The following is a 16644-nucleotide window of genomic DNA, read 5'->3' as shown; positions in this document are numbered from 1 at the left end:
TACTAGTTTACACTTTTTCTCTCTTCAATTTTTAAAGACCATCTCATTAACCCATATATACTTCCATACATAAGTAATATCTTTGCAATTCCCCAAAATACATTTTTTTCTTCTAATCCTTTAAATATAAACATAATCGCTAAAGGAACAATTAGCACCAAAACACCCATCCAACCAAGGACATACACTTCTCCAACGAAAAGTAATAAAAAGATACTTGCTGCTAATATATATGTTTGCATTGTCGATAATTGCAAAATAGGTGTACCGTACCATTTATCAACAAACATCAATAATACTAATAATAAAATGGGAATCATTACTATTATGTAAATAATCCCGAACTCTACAAATTTATTTTTAAAAGAAGACATTCTAAACGCAACAATGGTTCCAACAATCGTAATGATTAAGACGGTAGGATAGCCCATTAACTGTATATTCGTTAGTGTAAATTGCTGATTTGGATTATTAAATAAAATATGAGTTAATATCCAATACCCGCCAATACCAATTATCATCGCAAGAATACTCTTTATACTCCCACCTTTATCCTTCTCCATCTCTTTCGCTAATTCTTCCGCATACTCTTTTGGTGAATCACCGAATATATCCCTTACCGTCTTTCCGTCTTTCCCTCTTTCTCACCTTCTATTAAATGAAGTTCTGCATCTTCTAGAAAAGCGTCCACATCTTCTTCTTTCATTCCTTTTGTTATTAAATATACTTTCGTATCGATTAAAAACTTTTCACCTTCTTTAGAAATTTGCATGGTAATCCCTCCCTCATTTAACCACTTCTCTTCTATTCGTCTTCATCATAATTTCAAGGAAAATTAAAATAAACAAACTTCCGTATAAACATATAATTTGAAATAACATTGGCACGAGATCTTCTGATGTAAATGTTTTAAACAGTAACATAATCGAAAGTGGAATAATTAAATATAAGTTTTTAAACCATCCTTCAAAATATATATTTATCGCTACTGTGATCATAAAAATAGCTCCAGCTAATATATAACTTTGCGTTTGGGTGAATGTAAACGTTTTGGTAGGATAGATTACATCTAATATCGTAACAGCCCCCATTAAAAACATTGGCGCTACCATAACTAAAAACCACATAGAAAACCACGTTTTTGTAAAGCTTGTTACGAAGGTCATTTTGCGAAGTAAAAAATTAGGACCTATAACAACTAAAATCAATGACAAACTATACCCAACGCACTGAATAAGTGAGATCTGTAATAATCCGTTATTCACTATTAGGATAGAAGCAATAATCCAAAACGATACGATATTCATTACTGTAAAACCAATTTGTCTCCACGTTTCCTGTCTATCTCTTTCCATTACTTTTACAAGTTCATTTGCATATTCTTTCGGTGAGCTTCCGAAAATATCTTCTACACTTTTCCCATCACTCTCACCCTCGATTAAATGAAGTTCTGCATCTTCTATAAAATTTTCAATATCGCTTTCTTTTACACCCTTTGCTGCTAAAAATAATCTCATTTCTAATAAAAACTTTCGTGCTTCACTTGATAACATTATTTTTTCCCTTCCCCTCAAGTAAACGCTCTACACTACTTTGCATCGCTTCCCAGCGATCCATAAATTCATTAAGTGCTTCCTCGCCTTTTTCTGTTAATGTATAATATTTCCGCTTTGGACCAGATGGAGATTCCTTCATTACACTTGTTATTAATCCTTCCTTTTGCATTCGTATTAATAGCGGATAAATACTTCCCTCACTCGCCATAGTAAAGCCATACTTCGCTAGCTTTTCACTCATTTCATAACCGTATATTTCACCTTCAGAAATAATAGCAAGTAAGCATCCTTCTAAAATCCCTTTCAGCATTTGACTTGTCGACATAATTCAAATCCTCCCACTATCTTGTTTTACAAGATAGATAAGCGTAAGTATCTTGCTTTACAAAATAATATAGCAGAGACTATTTTGTAAAACAAGATAGCTAACAATTTTTTTCCAAATCTTTGCAGGATTTTTATTATCCCCTCTCTAAATAGAGCAATATGAGAACTTTATTACGAAGGGATGTTTTTCACCATGGTTACAAATCGAGTTGTCTTTTTAACAGGTGCTGCAAGCGGTATTGGTTATGAAATGGGAAACGCTTTCGCAAAAGAAGGTGCAAAAGTTGTGATTACCGATCGTCTTGAAGAACGTGCAAAAGAAGCTGCTGAACAATTACAAAAAGAAGGCTATCAAGCTATCGGTTTAAAATGTGATGTTACATCTGAAGAAGAAATTACCGCTGCAATTTCTCAAACCGTTACTCATTTCGGTTCATTACATATATTAATTAACAACGCAGGAATGCAGCACGTTTCACCAATTGAAGATTTTCCAACTGAAAAGTTTGAACTACTTATTAAAATTATGCAAATCGCTCCTTTTATCACAATTAAGCATGCCTTCCCAATCATGAAAAAACAAAAGTATGGCCGAATTATTAATGTAGCCTCCATTAATGGCCTCGTTGGATTTGCAGGAAAATCCGCCTACAATAGCGCGAAGCATGGCGTAATCGGATTAACAAAAGTTGCCGCTTTAGAAGGCGCTACTCACGGAATTACCGTTAATGCGCTTTGTCCTGGTTATGTCGATACCCCACTTGTACGTAATCAACTACAAGATTTAGCTACTACACGAAATGTACCACTTGAAAATGTTTTAGAAGATGTTATTTATCCACTTGTACCACAAAAACGCTTATTGCAAGTACAAGAAATCTCTGATTATGCTATGTTTTTAGCGAGTGAAAAAGCAAGAGGTATAACTGGACAAGCCGTTGTTATCGATGGTGGTTATACTGCTCAATAAAGTGAAGGCTTTTACTGCCCATTAATGCGGGGTAAAAAATAAAGTTTGCTCACGAAGAGCAAACTTTATTTTACTTTCTATCGCGAGGACCTTCCTACTTTAGTAATTGTTTAGGGAGTTTCTCGATTGCAACAATTACCCCATCTAATTTACTTTCAATACGATGGAGTAAATATAATGTTACAACAATCGGAAACCCTACATTACCTACCATCCTGATCCACTCTTCCATCTTTTCCGCCTCCTTCCATTATATAAATAAGAGAAAAGAAAACATTTAGGCATAAAAAAAACAAGCTATTATGTATTAGCTTGTCTTTCAAATAATGATGCAATTTCCCGTTTATAATCTCCGTGTATGATGCCTTTTTCAGTAATAATACCTGTAATTAATTCATTCGGTGTTACGTCAAATGCAGGATTATAAACATCAGTTCCAATTGGCGCCACTTGTTTTCCAAAAATTTTCGTAACTTCGGTTTCATCTCTTTCTTCAATAACAATTTCTGTACCTGTTTGTTTCGTAATATCAAACGTAGATAACGGAGCTGCAACGTAAAATGGAATATCGAAATAATTTGCTAATATAGCTAAATTCATTGTTCCGATTTTATTTGCTGTATCTCCATTTGCGACAATTCGGTCCGCTCCTACAATAATCGCGTTTATTTCTTTCGTTTGAATAGCATGAGCTGCCGTATTATCGGTAATAAGTGTTACATCAATATTTGCCTGTTTTAATTCCCAGGTCGTTAAACGCCCGCCTTGTAAAACCGGTCTCGTTTCACACGCATACGCATGTAAACGTACACCTTTTTCTTTCCCAATATAAAACGGTGCTAATGCAGTACCATATCTAGCAGTTGCAATACTTCCAGCGTTACAAATTGTTAAAATGTGATCACCATCTTTAAAACATGTTAATGCATGTTCTCCAATACTCCGGCATACTGCTTCATCTTCTTGCTGAATGAGAAGCGCTTCTTCTTCTAATTTTTTTTGTGCTTCTTTTATTGTAGTAATTTCTCGAATTGATTCTCTCATACGATCGATTGCCCAAAATAAATTGACTGCTGTTGGGCGTGACGTTCCTAAATAATTACAATCTCTATTAAACTTCTTTTGAAATTCTTCCATATGTACAGTATTATATTTTTTTGATGCAAGTGCCAAGCCAAATGCAGCTACAATTCCAATTGCAGGTGCTCCTCGTACTTCTAGCATGACAATACTTTTCCATACCTCTTCAATCGTCGTTAATGTTTTGTATTCTGTACTATGCGGCAACTTTGTTTGATTTAATACTGCAATGGCATCACCTTTCCAACTGACAGATCTCGGAACAGTAACAATTGTACTCATGCTTTTATCCCTCCAGAAACTGTTTGTTGAAATAATGTTCGGAACAGTTGAATATCAGCACTCTTAGATTCATATTTTATTAGTTCTTTACCTAAGGATAACGCTTGTTTCTTAGCTTGAATTCTCGTTTCTTTATTTGCTATTCCATCTAAATCAGCTACATGCGCTAAGCCAATTGTTCTACGGATAAGCTCACATCCGGCAAATCCAACGGCATCTGTAAAAATATTTTGCAAAATAATTGGCAACCATTGTTTCTCTTTCGTATATGCTTCTACACCTTCTCCAATCCATAACTTCGTAAAAGCTTCTACAAAATAACTCCATGTTTTCTCAATATGGAAAAATAGCACACTTCTTTTTTCCTCTTCACGGGATAGTGCATTTAATAATAAATTTGCAATAAATTGGCCAAGATCAAATCCAAATGGACCATATGTTGCAAATTCTGGATCAATTACTTTCGTTTCAGCAGGTGATGAAAAAATACTACCAGTATGTAAATCACCATGAATAAGCGCTTCTTTTCTTGTTAAGAACTTATATTTATACTGTGCTACTTTTAATTTTAAATTTTTGTCACTCCACAGTTCATCCACCGCTAGTTGTAACTCTGGTTCATAATCATTCGTATCATAATGACTAAACGGATCTGTAAACACTAAATCTTCCGTGATTTTACTAAGATCTGGGTTTACAAATGCACCTTCTAGTACCCTTTTCTCTTCAGATTGTAAACCGAAATCTGAAGTATAAAACAACACATGTGCTAGAAAGCGACCAATATGTTGGGATAAAAGCGGGTACTCCTCTCCATCTATTAATCCTTTTCTTGCAATTATTAGCCTTGATAGATCTTCTATGACTGTTACTGCTAACTCTTCATCATGACTGTACACTACCGGCACATATTCCGGCACATACTTCGCAAAAATTTGTAATGCTTTACTTTCAATTGTCGCTCTTTTTATAGACAGTGGCCAGCTCTCACCAACTACTTTCGCATATGGTAGTGCTTGTTTTATTATAATAGACTTCTCTCCATCATCTAATTTGAACACGTAATTTAAATTTCCATCTCCAATTTCATGACAAACTACATTTGCTTTCTTTTCAAAATAACCGTGTTCTTTCGCATATTGTATAGCTGTCGTTTCAGTTAATGAATAATATCCCATCGTCTTCTCCCCCTTTTTTAATTCAGAGGTTTTTCTGACGTAGAAAAACCTCTTTCCACAAAGAAAGAGGTTTGAAGTTTATCTTCTCCCCTCTTATCTGCCAGAAAGGTTTACTTTCTGCTGGAATTAGCACCGTGCCTTTTGGCGTAAATAAACGCCCCATTTCACAATGGTATTACGGTCGGTTGCTGGGCTTCATCGGGCCAAATCCCTCCACCTGCTCTTGATAAGAGTTGTATAATTTTTTGAATTTTTAACTTTATGTTGAAGACTATACCAAGAATAAAAATCACTTGTCAACATTTTATTTGTATAATTCTGGACGACGATCTGCAAAAACTGGAATTCCTTTGCGTACTTCTTTAATTTTCTCAAAATGAAGCTCTCCCAATAAAATTGATTCTTCTTCATTCGCTTCTACAACAACTTCGCCCCAAGGATCGACAATTAAAGAATGACCGGCAAACTCATTATTCGGATCCTTTCCTGCCCTATTACATGCAACAACATAACACTGATTTTCAACTGCTCTTGCTTGCAATAACAAACGCCAATGCGCTAAACGAACCAATGGCCATTCTGCTACAACAAATAAAACTTTTGCACCTTTAGCAGTATGAACGCGCATCCACTCTGGAAAACGAATATCATAACAAATTGTGCCGGCGCACTCTACATCATCTAACTTAAATTCACCTGTACTATTTCCAGCAATTAAATATTTATGTTCATCCATAAGCTGAAATAAATGCACTTTACTATATTCATTGACTAGTTCTCCTTCCTTGTTTACCACATACATTGTATTTGTAACACCTTGTTCTGTTTGCTTCGCTATAGACCCACCGACAATATGTACACCATATTGCTTCGACCATTCTTTCAGCTTTTCTTTCGTTTGCAATCCATCCCTATCTGCAATTTCAGTAAGCCTCGTTAAATCATATCCCGTTGTCCATAGTTCTGGTAAGACAATCACATCTGGTCTTTCCTTCATCGCTTCGCTTATTTTATTTTTAGCATTCTCAATATTTTTTTCTACATCTCCAAAGACAATATCCATTTGAATACATGCGACTTTCATTTTGTCAGCCCCATTCTTAATTTTTTCTTTACAAAATACTGGAAAGATTATATCATTTGTCACTAGAATTGTAACAACTTTCAAAAGAGGTGGAAAGTATGAAATTATTTCAACCTTCTGAGATAGTAACATCATTGCCTACACAATTTTTTGCTTCACTTGTTGCAAAAGTTAACAAAGTCGTTGCAGATGGTCACGATGTTATTAATCTAGGTCAAGGTAATCCAGATCAACCAACACCGCAGCATATCGTAAAAGCTTTACAAGATGCTGCCGAAAAGACCATTCATCATAAATATCCGCCATTTCGCGGACACGAAAGTTTAAAAGAAGCCGTGGCAACATTCTATCAACGCGAATATGATGTAGTAGTAAATCCAAAAACAGAAGTTGCTATTTTGTTTGGTGGAAAAGCTGGATTAGTAGAATTACCACTTTGTTTTACAAACCCTGGTGATACTATTCTCGTTCCAGATCCAGGCTATCCAGATTATTTATCAGGAGTTGCTTTAGCAAAAGCACAATTTGAAACAATGCCGCTTATTGCAGAAAATAATTTTTTACCAGATTATACAAAAATTGATGCCACTACCGCTAAGCGTGCAAAGTTAATGTTTTTAAACTATCCAAATAATCCTACCGGTGCTACTGCATCAAAAGATTTCTTTGATGCAACCATTCATTTTGCTAATAAACATAATATATTAGTCGTTCATGATTTTGCTTACGGTGCTATTGGATTCGATGGTCAAAAACCTGTTAGTTTCTTGCAAGCAGACGGTGCTAAAAATACAGGTATTGAAATTTACACTCTATCGAAAACTTTCAATATGGCTGGATGGCGCATCGCTTTTGCTGTGGGGAATGAAAGTGTGATTGAGACAATTAACTTATTACAAGATCATATGTATGTTAGTATTTTTGGTGCAGTTCAAGATGCTGCCCGCGAAGCACTATTAAGTTCACAGTCTTGCGTAATAGACCTTGTAAATAGTTACGAATCTCGAAGAAACGCTCTTGTTTCAGCTTGTCACTCAATTGGTTGGAATGTAGATATTCCAACAGGCTCATTCTTTGCATGGCTTCCTGTTCCGAAAGGATATACATCTGAGCAATTTTCTAATATTTTACTAGAAAAAGCACACGTTGCAGTTGCTCCTGGTGTTGGATTTGGTGAACATGGCGAAGGATATGTCCGTGTTGGTCTCTTGCATACAGAAGATAGATTACGAGAAGCCATTAATCGAATTGATAAATTAAATTTTTTCAAAAAGTAATTGACAACATGAAAAATATCTGCCAAAATTCAGTTATCTTAAAAATTTAAACATTTCTAAATACTTCTTATCAAGAGCAGGTGGAGGGACGAGCCCGACGAAACCCGGCAACCGATCTACAATTGTAGACACGGTGCTAATTCTCGCAGCATTACGCTGACAGATAAGGAGCTGGTTGTAAAAAAACCTCTCCTTAGCTGAGAGGTTTTTTTATTTAACTAGGAGGTTTTAACAATGAGCGGAATTATAGCAACGTATTTAATCCATGATGATTCACATAACTTAGAAAAAAAAGCCGAGCAAATTGCACTCGGTTTAACAATTGGCTCTTGGACTCATTTGCCACACTTATTGCAAGAACAATTAAAACAGCATAAAGGCAACGTCATTCATGTTGAGGAACTAGCTGAACAAGAACATACCAATTCGTATTTACGTAAAAAAGTTAAACGCGGGATTATTAAAATCGAATATCCGTTATTAAACTTCAGTCCGGACTTACCAGCAATTTTAACAACTACATTCGGAAAGCTATCACTTGATGGTGAAGTGAAATTAATCGACTTAACATTTTCAGACGAGTTAAAGCAATATTTCCCTGGTCCAAAATTCGGGATAGATGGTATTCGAAATCTTTTACAAGTGCATGAGCGTCCCCTTTTAATGAGTATTTTTAAAGGAATGATTGGACGAAATATTGGGTATTTAAAAACGCAATTACGCGATCAAGCAATTGGTGGTGTAGATATAGTAAAAGATGATGAAATATTATTTGAGAATACATTAACACCACTTACGAAACGCATTGTATCTGGAAAAGAAGTTTTACAATCCGTATATGAAACATACGGACATAAAACGTTATATGCCGTAAATTTAACAGGACGAACTTTTGATTTAAAAGAAAATGCGAAACGCGCAGTGCAAGCTGGGGCAGATATTCTATTATTTAATGTATTTGCTTACGGACTAGATGTACTACAATCACTTGCAGAAGATGATGAAATCCCAGTTCCTATTATGGCACACCCTGCTGTAAGTGGTGTTTATTCATCATCCAAGTTATATGGAGTTTCCTCTCCATTATTACTAGGAAAGCTACTACGTTATGCTGGGGCTGACTTTTCATTATTCCCATCTCCATACGGAAGTGTTGCACTAGAAAAAGAGGAGGCTCTTGCCATCTCAAAACATTTAACTGAAGACGATGCATTTTTCAAGAAGAGTTTTTCTGTTCCGTCTGCTGGTATTCACCCTGGTTTCGTTCCCTTTATTCTACGAGATTTCGGTAAAGATGTTGTTATTAATGCTGGCGGCGGGATACATGGACATCCAAGTGGGGCGCAAGGGGGCGGTAAAGCTTTCCGTACTGCAATTAATGCTACTTTGCAAAATACACCACTCCATGAAGTAGATGACATAAATTTGCATAGTGCACTACAAATATGGGGAAATCCCTCTCATGAGGTGAAATTATGAGTATTCAAGTATTTTGTGATTTCGATGGCACGATTACAAATAATGATAACATTATGTCCATTATGGAAAAATTCGCACCACCAGAAGCCGAAGAAGTAAAGAATAGAATTTTATCACAAGAGCTGTCTATTCAAGAAGGTGTTTCTCAATTATTTCAATTAATACCTACTAGTCTACACGATGATATGATTCAATTTTTAATAAAAACTGCTGAAATCCGTAGTGGTTTTCATGAATTTATACAATTTGTAAATGAAAATAACATTTCTTTTTACGTTATATCAGGTGGAATGGATTTCTTCGTCTATCCACTCTTACAAGGAATCATTCCAAAAGAGCAAATTTACTGTAATGAAACAGACTTTTCAAGTGAATTCATTACAGTTAAGTGGCCTCATCCTTGTGATCATCATTGTCAAAATCATTGCGGATTATGCAAATCATCTTTAATCCGTAAATTAAGTGATACGAATGACTTCCATATTGTGATTGGAGATTCAATTACTGATTTACAAGCTGCGAAACAAGCAGATAAAGTATTCGCTCGCGACTTCCTTATTACAAAGTGTGAAGAGAATTATATTGCTTATACACCGTTTGAAACATTTCACGATGTTCAAACCCAATTAAAACATTTGTTGGAGGTGAAATCATGAAACAACTTTTTCGTCAATGGTATGACTTAAGCGAGATAAAAAAAGAATTAACAACACGAAATTGGTTTCCAGCAACGAGTGGTAATATTTCTATAAAGGTTAGTCATGAGCCACTTACTTTTCTTATTACAGCAAGTGGTAAAGATAAAACAAAAACTACTCCAGATGATTTTCTATTAGTAGATCATCTAGGGGTTCCCGTATTAGAGACTGAATTACGCCCTTCAGCAGAAACTATATTGCATACACATATTTATAACAATACGAATGCTGGGTGCGTACTTCATGTTCATACAACTGATAATAATGTCATCACAAATTTATATAGTGATGCAGTCACCCTTCAAAATCAAGAAATTATTAAAGCTCTCGATATTTGGGAAGAAGGTGCAACAATTCACATTCCTATTATCGAAAACCATGCCCATATCCCAACGCTTGGAGAAAACTTCCGAAAGCACATACAAGGAGATTCGGGAGCAGTACTAATTCGTAACCACGGTATTACCGTATGGGGCCGAGATAGCTTTGATGCAAAGAAAAGATTAGAAGCTTATGAGTTTTTATTCCAATTTCATATAAAACTATTATCAATTCAAGGAGGCGTTTCTAATGGCGCAAATTCGTATTCATGAAGTAAATACTCGCATAGAAAATGAAGTAGAAGTATCTAAATTTCTACAAGAGGAAGGCGTTTTATATGAGAAATGGAACATCTCTAAACTTCCTACTTATTTAAATGAAAATTATTCGTTAACAGATGAAAACAAGGCTGAAATATTAGCTGTGTTTTCAAAAGAAATCGCTGATGTTTCAGCGCGCCGAGGTTATAAAGCACATGATGTAATTTCACTTTCAAATAGCACACCTAACCTTGACGAATTATTAATTAATTTCCAAAAAGAACACCATCATACCGATGATGAAGTTCGCTTTATTGTTAGTGGACATGGCATCTTTGCCATTGAAGGAAAAGATGGCAAATTCTTTGACGTTGAACTTGAGCCAGGCGATCTCATATCTGTTCCAGAAAATGCAAGACACTATTTTACCTTGCAAGATGATCGTCAAGTTGTAGCTATTCGTATTTTTGTTACAACTGAAGGCTGGGTTCCAATTTATTAAGGTAGTTAGTTGAATAAAAGGACTTGGATCCCCTTTTCCAACCTTTTATTCACTCTACATATATACATCCTCCTATGGAACAGGCTTATTTCAAAAAATGAAATAAGCCTGTTTTTTTATGTACCTAACCATACGATTCCTTTCGTTCAAAAAAACAACCTCTCCCTTCTATTTTTTAAGTGTATTTCTGAACACTTTTTGAACATTTATTGAACTTTTTTTGAATTTTTTTCTGAAAATTCTGTTTTATGTATGGTATACTACTATTAAGTAAAAAGGAAAAGAATATCGCAAACAGAGGGGGATAATCATGAGTTTACTTATCGCACTTATACTAGGGGTTACGTGTGGAGCACTTCCTGTTATTCTAGGAGCTATTATGGAAGAGTTAGAAGTTGGTGTTTTAGGTTTTGTCGCATCTTGTGTAAGCGCTTTATTTTTTGGTTTATTCGGCGCTATTCCTGTTTCAATTCTGTGTGCATTTTATATAGTACGCCATGCTCGTGCAAAACAATTTGGTCCTAATCACATCGCGCAAGTTATTCCATTCCCAATTGAACGATGCCGCCGAGCTTCTAGCTTATAATTATAAAAATTAAATATACCTAAATAAATAAAAGTCCTCAAATGAGGACTTTTATTTATTTTCTTCTAGAAATTGAAACAATTCTTGTAAATGTAGGACATCTTCACTATAGCTAACAGATACGTGACATATACCGTCAATCTCTGCTTGCATATAAAGATCAACCCCATCTCGATCATATTTCAACGCCAAATAAAAATCCATTTCTTCTAACATCTTTTTTGAAGCTCGAATAACATAATGCCCCTTCTCATCTCTTCCATATTCGAATTCCGGCTCAAAATCATATTTTTGTTTAAAAGCTTCTTTTTGTTTTGCACTAATTTGTATACAAGTTGCTCGCTGAACAGTATCAATCATCTCATCAAATTTTTGAAGATCCATCTCATTTACCCCCTTATGTATTTTTTGTATAAAACTTGTGTTCCGCTATTCTCTTCCCCATCTTTCATTAACTCTTCATACAATTCCTTCGCCAAACTTAAACCTGGCACTGGCAATTGCAATTTTTCAGCCTCATCTAAAGCTATCTTCATATCTTTCATAAAATGCTTTACATAAAACCCTGGTTCAAAATCTCCCTTTAACATTCGGGGAGCTAAGTTACTCAATGACCAGCTACCTGCTGCTCCCGTTGAAATACTCTCTAATACTTTATCTGGGTCTAGTCCAGCTTTTTTCGCATAAGCAACAGCTTCACATACTCCAATCATGTTAGAAGCAATCGCAATTTGATTGCACATTTTTGTATGTTGTCCACTTCCAGCTGGTCCTTGCAACTGAATATTTGTCCCTAGTTTTTCAAATAACGGTAAACATTTTTCATATATTTCTTTTTCGCCACCGACCATAATTGCGAGCCTTGCTTCTTTCGCACCAACGTCTCCTCCAGATACAGGCGCATCTAACGTATATACATTCTTACTTTTACCGGTTTCGTTAATACGTTTTGCCAATGTTGGTGTAGATGTCGTGAAATCAATTGCTATCGTACCTTCATTTGCATTCTCCAAAATTCCATCTATCCCAAAATACACTTCTTCTACATCATGTGGATATCCAACCATAGTCATTACAACATCAACTTGCTTCACTAACTCTTTCGGTGTATCACACCAATTCGCACCATCTTGCACTAAAGAGTCTGTCTTCGTTTTCGTTCTATTATATACATATACTTTATAGCCGTCTTGCATTAAATGACGCACCATACTTTTTCCCATTACACCAATACCGATGAAACCTATTGATACATTTTTACGTTCCATTTTCTCATCCCCTTTGTTCTAATAAATCACTTACCATCTTTCGAAACTCATTATTAAAATCATCATCTATACTATTTTTCACATTTGAAAATAATATAACAAAAGTGCCTTTTTCTTTATTAAAATTATTGAAAGTGTTCCAACCAGATAGTACACCATGATTATGAAAATAATCCGGATATATGTAAAAACTATATGCATATTTTCGTTCTGTTGAAGGTGAAAACATCGCTTGTCTACTTTGTTCATAAAGAAGTTTCCCATTTATAATCGCTTCGTCTAACTTCTTCATATCACCAACTGTCGTATACATCTCACCGCATCCGTATAACCACTCCATTAACAATTTTTATGCAGGTTCAAGTACATTCTCTTTCTTTACATATCCTTTAGTAAAATGCTGATCTCCCTGAACCATATTTCCCATACCAGATTCATGCATTTCTGCTTTAGTAAATATATTTTCTTTTATGTAATCTCCTAAAGGTTTTTTTGATATACTTTCTATAATATAGGCAAGCACCATATAATTATAATCTGTATATCTCCAACCTGAGCCTGGTGGAAATTCTAATTTTTGACTTCCAATCCAATTTACTAAATTTATACGAGAAGCGGCATTCACTTTCCCTTTTCCACTTTCCGGTAAACCTGATGTATGTGTTAACAAATGATATAAAGTAATATTTTTATCTACTGGAAAAGAGGGAATATATTTATTTACATTATCTTGAATATTTAACTTCCCTTGTTCCTGCAGCTGTAAAATAGATGTTGCCACAACGGTTTTCGTAATAGAACCGACACGAGATTTTGTTTGAGTCGTATTCTCTATCTTATATTGAACATCAGCATATCCATATCCTTTATTCAATATAACATGCTCTTTATCTGTTACTAAAACTGTCCCATTAAATTGCTTTCCTATTAAATGTTGATCTAATTTTTGAGATATACTAGCATAATCAATTTGTTGTTCTTTTTTTCTTCTATATTCTCCTGTACTTCTGATTCAATAGTAGGATTCACCTTAGTTGTCAATACAGTGCTTCCCTTTATATTGGGGTTATAGAAAAAATAGTATACTCCACCACAAACTACAGCAGACAGCGAAGCCATCGTCATTATTTTTTTTATCATGTTGTTCCTCCATAATTCCTTCGTTCAAAATCCCCCCCACATTCTATTATCAAACAATAAAAAAAAATCGCAACAATTTGTTGCGAAAAATCACTTTTTTTCTTTTCTATATACACACACTTGATTTTTTCCATTTTTTTTCGCTTCATATAATGCAATATCCGCTCGTTGCATTAATTCTTCTCTTGTAATCCCTTGTTCATATAACGCGACTCCAAAACTCGCTGTTAATTTCGAAATTCCGGAGAAATGCTTTGTTTCAATGAAAAATCGTAATGATTCCGCAACCTGAAATGCTTCTTTTTCTACTGTGTTAGTTACTAATATAATAAATTCTTCTCCTCCCCACCTTGCAAATACATGTTGCTGCTCCACTTTAGATTTCATAAGCTCTGCAAGCTGAATTAATGCTAAGTCACCAAAATCATGGCCATACGTGTCATTTACTGTTTTAAAATTATCTATGTCAAATAAAATAAGTGCTATTTTTTCATCGTTACGCATTGCATTATCCCATTCTGCCTCTAGTATTTGTTGGAACTTCAAACGATTATAAATCTCTGTTAACGAATCTATCATAGCAAGCCTTTCTTGTTCTTGATAGATTTCATCTAATTCTGTAATCTCTGTACACTTCACAATAAATCTTGATAAATCTTCTGGCAGTGGTGTCGCACGCAATAAAAAAGTTGACACTTCCCCTTCATAATTGGACATCTTAATTCTTCTATCATATGATAATGTATCATCTAACCATGTTATATCGTGAGTTGTTGAATAGTATCCGTTTTCTCTAATAAAATGTTCAGCAAATACTAAATGTTGCTCACGATAGGCAAATAAATTTTCATATCCGAAAAACTCTAAAAAATTTGTATTACAATCAACAATCTCATCGTCTTCTACTATAAATAATAGATCATTTTGAAAATCAAACATCGTTTGAAGTAATTCTTGTTGCAAACTTACTTGCCGCACTAAAGAAAGCTGATACAAACTCTTATTCACTTCCTCTAACACCATTTGTGGAGTCACAGGAGCTATCACAATATTACGTATTCCTAACGTAAGCACCTCTGCAAACTCGCTTGTTATCTGTTGATCCCAAATGACAATAAATGTACTCTGTGGATTATACATATTCTTTATATATTTTATTTGAGAAAAATCTGTTACATACATAATTACAATATGTGGTTTTGTTCTCTGAAACAATAATTCTCCTTCTTCAAAACTATTTGCTATAAACATACATTTTGGATGAATATTTTCTATCGTTTGTTGATGTGTACATCCATTTTCTATATAAAGGACATTTAACTGAAGATCTTGTAATACATTTTGGAAAACCGTATTCTCTAATAAAAAATGTAGTATGTTCATCACTAGTCTTCACTCACTTCATATATCTTGTTCTACTGCATTCCTCACAAACATTTTATAAAAAGACTGTTCTCTAAATACTTTAATGAGTGAGGGATACATATTAACAAGCTAATTGAGAATGCTCTCTTCGCTTTTTCTCTATAAATTCCTTTTCTAGTGTATGATTATAGGAATTGTATCGTTTGTATGAATGCCCTAGCTTCCTCTTTAAAACTTGACAATTAAAATAAATATATTATATTCTTAAATTCGACAACTTACAAAATGTAAGTAGAATATATTACATGTATTTTTTTATAATTTGATATGCTACTTGGAGGATATATAATGACAAACGACAACTTTTTTAATGTTCTATACGAACGCACATCTACACGTGCATTCAACCCAGAGAAAGAAATTTCATCTACAGAGTTACACGAGATTTTAAAGGGAGCTGCTCAAGCACCTTCTGCTTGGAACTTGCAGCACTGGAAATTCCTTGTATTCCAAGGTGAAGATGTACAGAAACGATTGCATCCAATTGCTTATAACCAGCAACAAATACTTGATGCTTCTGCTGTAGTCGCTATTTTAGGTGATTTAGAAGCTTATAAAAACGTTGAACCAGTTTATGGTCCAATTGTAGAACAAGGATTTATGAAAGAAGAAGCAAAAGAGCGCTTAGCTAAAAATATTGAGTCTGCATATGCTCGTGAGCAATTCCCAAGAGATGCAGCCTTTTCAAATGCATCTTTAGCAGCAATGCAACTTATGCTTGCGGCTAAAGCAACTGGCTGGGATACTTGTGCTATTGGTGGTTTCAACCCACAAGCACTTATAGAAGAATTCAATGTTTCATCTCGTTACGTACCAATTATGCTTATTACAATTGGTGAATCAACTTTAAAAGGTCATCCTGCACCACGAATGAGCGTAGAACAAGTGAGTGAATGGGCAAAATAATAAAGTGAAACTATAATCGGTTTTTATGGACAGTTAATCCTCCGCCTAACTTCTTTGCTTTCGCTGAATTTTGAGGTGGGGGTCTTACTGCTCTTTAATACAGGATAAAAAAGAAACGAAGGTAATTTCATTACCTTCGTTTCTTTTTTATCCTGTCACACACCCGTAATATTACAAAGTATTATTCGACATCTATACATAAAAAAACAGTAAACTTCATGCTATTCCCATACACATAAATGGCGTTTTGTGTCGAATTTTGTTAAAGTATCGAAATATAACCGTGTATTTTTGTTACAATTATG

At 34.7% G+C, this 16644-nt stretch carries 17 protein-coding genes, 2 pseudogenes and 2 riboswitches; of the genes and pseudogenes, 8 read left to right on the top strand and 11 right to left on the bottom strand.

The features are described 5' to 3' along the window. Positions 1 to 2: 2 nt before the first annotated feature. The 3 genes and pseudogenes from QCI46_RS07195 to QCI46_RS07185 form a co-directional block, all read right to left on the bottom strand. Positions 3 to 772: pseudogene (locus QCI46_RS07195) on the bottom strand (DUF1129 domain-containing protein). Positions 773 to 785: 13 nt separating this feature from the next. Then, complete coding sequence (locus QCI46_RS07190) at positions 786 to 1553, bottom strand: DUF1129 domain-containing protein (RefSeq protein WP_353839862.1); 768 nt, start codon at positions 1551 to 1553, stop codon at positions 786 to 788. Beyond that, the gene (locus tag QCI46_RS07185; protein ID WP_353839861.1) at positions 1540 to 1881 is read right to left on the bottom strand and encodes a PadR family transcriptional regulator; all 342 of its coding nucleotides are present in this window, start codon (positions 1879 to 1881) and stop codon (positions 1540 to 1542) included. Before QCI46_RS07185 ends, QCI46_RS07190 begins: the two co-directional genes overlap by 14 nt. Positions 1882 to 2076: 195 nt before the next feature. On the opposite strand from QCI46_RS07185, the gene QCI46_RS07180 reads away from it, so the two are divergent. Then, positions 2077 to 2853 (top strand): 3-hydroxybutyrate dehydrogenase, encoded by a 777-nt coding sequence (locus QCI46_RS07180; RefSeq protein WP_353839860.1) that lies wholly within the window; start codon positions 2077 to 2079, stop codon positions 2851 to 2853. A 94-nt stretch (positions 2854 to 2947) separates the two neighbouring features. Here the strand turns inward: QCI46_RS07180 and QCI46_RS07175 are convergent, their stop codons facing one another. The 4 genes from QCI46_RS07175 to QCI46_RS07160 form a co-directional block, all read right to left on the bottom strand. Continuing rightward, the gene (locus QCI46_RS07175; RefSeq protein ID WP_000393345.1) at positions 2948 to 3085 is read right to left on the bottom strand and encodes a YvrJ family protein; all 138 of its coding nucleotides are present in this window, start codon (positions 3083 to 3085) and stop codon (positions 2948 to 2950) included. Positions 3086 to 3153: 68 nt separating this feature from the next. Continuing rightward, the gene (mtnA, locus tag QCI46_RS07170) at positions 3154 to 4215 is read right to left on the bottom strand and encodes an S-methyl-5-thioribose-1-phosphate isomerase (RefSeq protein ID WP_098047889.1); all 1062 of its coding nucleotides are present in this window, start codon (positions 4213 to 4215) and stop codon (positions 3154 to 3156) included. Further along, the gene (gene mtnK / locus QCI46_RS07165; protein WP_327958803.1) at positions 4212 to 5393 is read right to left on the bottom strand and encodes an S-methyl-5-thioribose kinase; all 1182 of its coding nucleotides are present in this window, start codon (positions 5391 to 5393) and stop codon (positions 4212 to 4214) included. Before mtnK ends, mtnA begins: the two co-directional genes overlap by 4 nt. A 90-nt stretch (positions 5394 to 5483) precedes the next feature. Then, positions 5484 to 5626: riboswitch (SAM riboswitch) on the bottom strand. Between the two features lie 71 nt (positions 5627 to 5697). Then, a complete protein-coding gene (locus QCI46_RS07160) occupies positions 5698 to 6561 on the bottom strand; it encodes a carbon-nitrogen family hydrolase (protein WP_142293422.1) in 864 nt (287 codons plus the stop codon). A gap of 14 nt (positions 6562 to 6575) precedes the next feature. On the opposite strand from QCI46_RS07160, the gene QCI46_RS07155 reads away from it, so the two are divergent. From QCI46_RS07155 to QCI46_RS07130, 6 genes are all read left to right on the top strand, one after another. Continuing rightward, the gene (locus QCI46_RS07155) at positions 6576 to 7754 is read left to right on the top strand and encodes a pyridoxal phosphate-dependent aminotransferase (RefSeq protein ID WP_353839859.1); all 1179 of its coding nucleotides are present in this window, start codon (positions 6576 to 6578) and stop codon (positions 7752 to 7754) included. 64 nt (positions 7755 to 7818) lie between these two features. Next, positions 7819 to 7924: riboswitch (SAM riboswitch) on the top strand. A gap of 64 nt (positions 7925 to 7988) precedes the next feature. Next, complete coding sequence (gene mtnW / locus QCI46_RS07150) at positions 7989 to 9233, top strand: 2,3-diketo-5-methylthiopentyl-1-phosphate enolase (RefSeq protein WP_353839858.1); 1245 nt, start codon at positions 7989 to 7991, stop codon at positions 9231 to 9233. Next, a complete protein-coding gene (locus tag QCI46_RS07145; RefSeq protein WP_000027484.1) occupies positions 9230 to 9889 on the top strand; it encodes a 2-hydroxy-3-keto-5-methylthiopentenyl-1-phosphate phosphatase in 660 nt (219 codons plus the stop codon). Before mtnW ends, QCI46_RS07145 begins: the two co-directional genes overlap by 4 nt. Beyond that, complete coding sequence (locus tag QCI46_RS07140; RefSeq protein ID WP_000811328.1) at positions 9886 to 10524, top strand: methylthioribulose 1-phosphate dehydratase; 639 nt, start codon at positions 9886 to 9888, stop codon at positions 10522 to 10524. The genes QCI46_RS07145 and QCI46_RS07140 overlap by 4 nt, the downstream gene beginning before the upstream one ends. Continuing rightward, positions 10502 to 11014, top strand: a complete 513-nt coding sequence (locus tag QCI46_RS07135; protein ID WP_000057324.1) for a 1,2-dihydroxy-3-keto-5-methylthiopentene dioxygenase — start codon at positions 10502 to 10504, stop codon at positions 11012 to 11014. Before QCI46_RS07140 ends, QCI46_RS07135 begins: the two co-directional genes overlap by 23 nt. Before the next feature lie 310 nt (positions 11015 to 11324). Further along, complete coding sequence (locus QCI46_RS07130; protein WP_000054671.1) at positions 11325 to 11600, top strand: hypothetical protein; 276 nt, start codon at positions 11325 to 11327, stop codon at positions 11598 to 11600. Between the two features lie 51 nt (positions 11601 to 11651). Here the strand turns inward: QCI46_RS07130 and QCI46_RS07125 are convergent, their stop codons facing one another. The 4 genes and pseudogenes from QCI46_RS07125 to QCI46_RS07110 form a co-directional block, all read right to left on the bottom strand. Continuing rightward, positions 11652 to 11984 carry a DUF3909 family protein gene (locus QCI46_RS07125; protein ID WP_088608102.1) on the bottom strand — a complete coding sequence of 111 codons (333 nt, stop codon included), beginning with the start codon at positions 11982 to 11984 and terminating at the stop codon, positions 11652 to 11654. Between the two features lie 5 nt (positions 11985 to 11989). Continuing rightward, positions 11990 to 12868, bottom strand: a complete 879-nt coding sequence (locus tag QCI46_RS07120; protein WP_048546219.1) for an NAD(P)-dependent oxidoreductase — start codon at positions 12866 to 12868, stop codon at positions 11990 to 11992. 4 nt (positions 12869 to 12872) lie between these two features. Further along, a pseudogene (locus tag QCI46_RS07115) lies at positions 12873 to 14008 on the bottom strand (serine hydrolase domain-containing protein). A 90-nt stretch (positions 14009 to 14098) separates the two neighbouring features. Further along, complete coding sequence (locus tag QCI46_RS07110; RefSeq protein ID WP_001023199.1) at positions 14099 to 15391, bottom strand: GGDEF domain-containing protein; 1293 nt, start codon at positions 15389 to 15391, stop codon at positions 14099 to 14101. A gap of 330 nt (positions 15392 to 15721) precedes the next feature. On the opposite strand from QCI46_RS07110, the gene QCI46_RS07105 reads away from it, so the two are divergent. After that, positions 15722 to 16339 (top strand): nitroreductase family protein, encoded by a 618-nt coding sequence (locus QCI46_RS07105; RefSeq protein ID WP_061679120.1) that lies wholly within the window; start codon positions 15722 to 15724, stop codon positions 16337 to 16339. Positions 16340 to 16644 lie beyond the last annotated feature (305 nt).

The sequence above is a fragment of the Bacillus cereus group sp. RP32 genome, assembly GCF_040459735.1.
In the GTDB taxonomy this organism is placed as follows: Bacteria; Bacillota; Bacilli; order Bacillales; family Bacillaceae_G; genus Bacillus_A; species Bacillus_A wiedmannii.
Note: the sequence above shows the minus strand (reverse complement) of the source record. Positions and strands in the feature narration are given on the sequence as shown.

Coding starts and splice junctions, on each gene's coding strand:
- QCI46_RS07190 (WP_353839862.1), bottom strand. CDS start 1,553: ATGTTATCAAGTGAAGCACGAAAGTTTTTATTAGAAATGAGATTATTT.
- QCI46_RS07185 (WP_353839861.1), bottom strand. CDS start 1,881: ATGTCGACAAGTCAAATGCTGAAAGGGATTTTAGAAGGATGCTTACTT.
- QCI46_RS07180 (WP_353839860.1), top strand. CDS start 2,077: ATGGTTACAAATCGAGTTGTCTTTTTAACAGGTGCTGCAAGCGGTATT.
- QCI46_RS07175 (WP_000393345.1), bottom strand. CDS start 3,085: ATGGAAGAGTGGATCAGGATGGTAGGTAATGTAGGGTTTCCGATTGTT.
- mtnA (WP_098047889.1), bottom strand. CDS start 4,215: ATGAGTACAATTGTTACTGTTCCGAGATCTGTCAGTTGGAAAGGTGAT.
- mtnK (WP_327958803.1), bottom strand. CDS start 5,393: ATGGGATATTATTCATTAACTGAAACGACAGCTATACAATATGCGAAA.
- QCI46_RS07155 (WP_353839859.1), top strand. CDS start 6,576: ATGAAATTATTTCAACCTTCTGAGATAGTAACATCATTGCCTACACAA.
- mtnW (WP_353839858.1), top strand. CDS start 7,989: ATGAGCGGAATTATAGCAACGTATTTAATCCATGATGATTCACATAAC.
- QCI46_RS07145 (WP_000027484.1), top strand. CDS start 9,230: ATGAGTATTCAAGTATTTTGTGATTTCGATGGCACGATTACAAATAAT.
- QCI46_RS07140 (WP_000811328.1), top strand. CDS start 9,886: ATGAAACAACTTTTTCGTCAATGGTATGACTTAAGCGAGATAAAAAAA.
- QCI46_RS07135 (WP_000057324.1), top strand. CDS start 10,502: ATGGCGCAAATTCGTATTCATGAAGTAAATACTCGCATAGAAAATGAA.
- QCI46_RS07130 (WP_000054671.1), top strand. CDS start 11,325: ATGAGTTTACTTATCGCACTTATACTAGGGGTTACGTGTGGAGCACTT.
- QCI46_RS07125 (WP_088608102.1), bottom strand. CDS start 11,984: ATGGATCTTCAAAAATTTGATGAGATGATTGATACTGTTCAGCGAGCA.
- QCI46_RS07120 (WP_048546219.1), bottom strand. CDS start 12,868: ATGGAACGTAAAAATGTATCAATAGGTTTCATCGGTATTGGTGTAATG.
- QCI46_RS07110 (WP_001023199.1), bottom strand. CDS start 15,391: ATGAACATACTACATTTTTTATTAGAGAATACGGTTTTCCAAAATGTA.
- QCI46_RS07105 (WP_061679120.1), top strand. CDS start 15,722: ATGACAAACGACAACTTTTTTAATGTTCTATACGAACGCACATCTACA.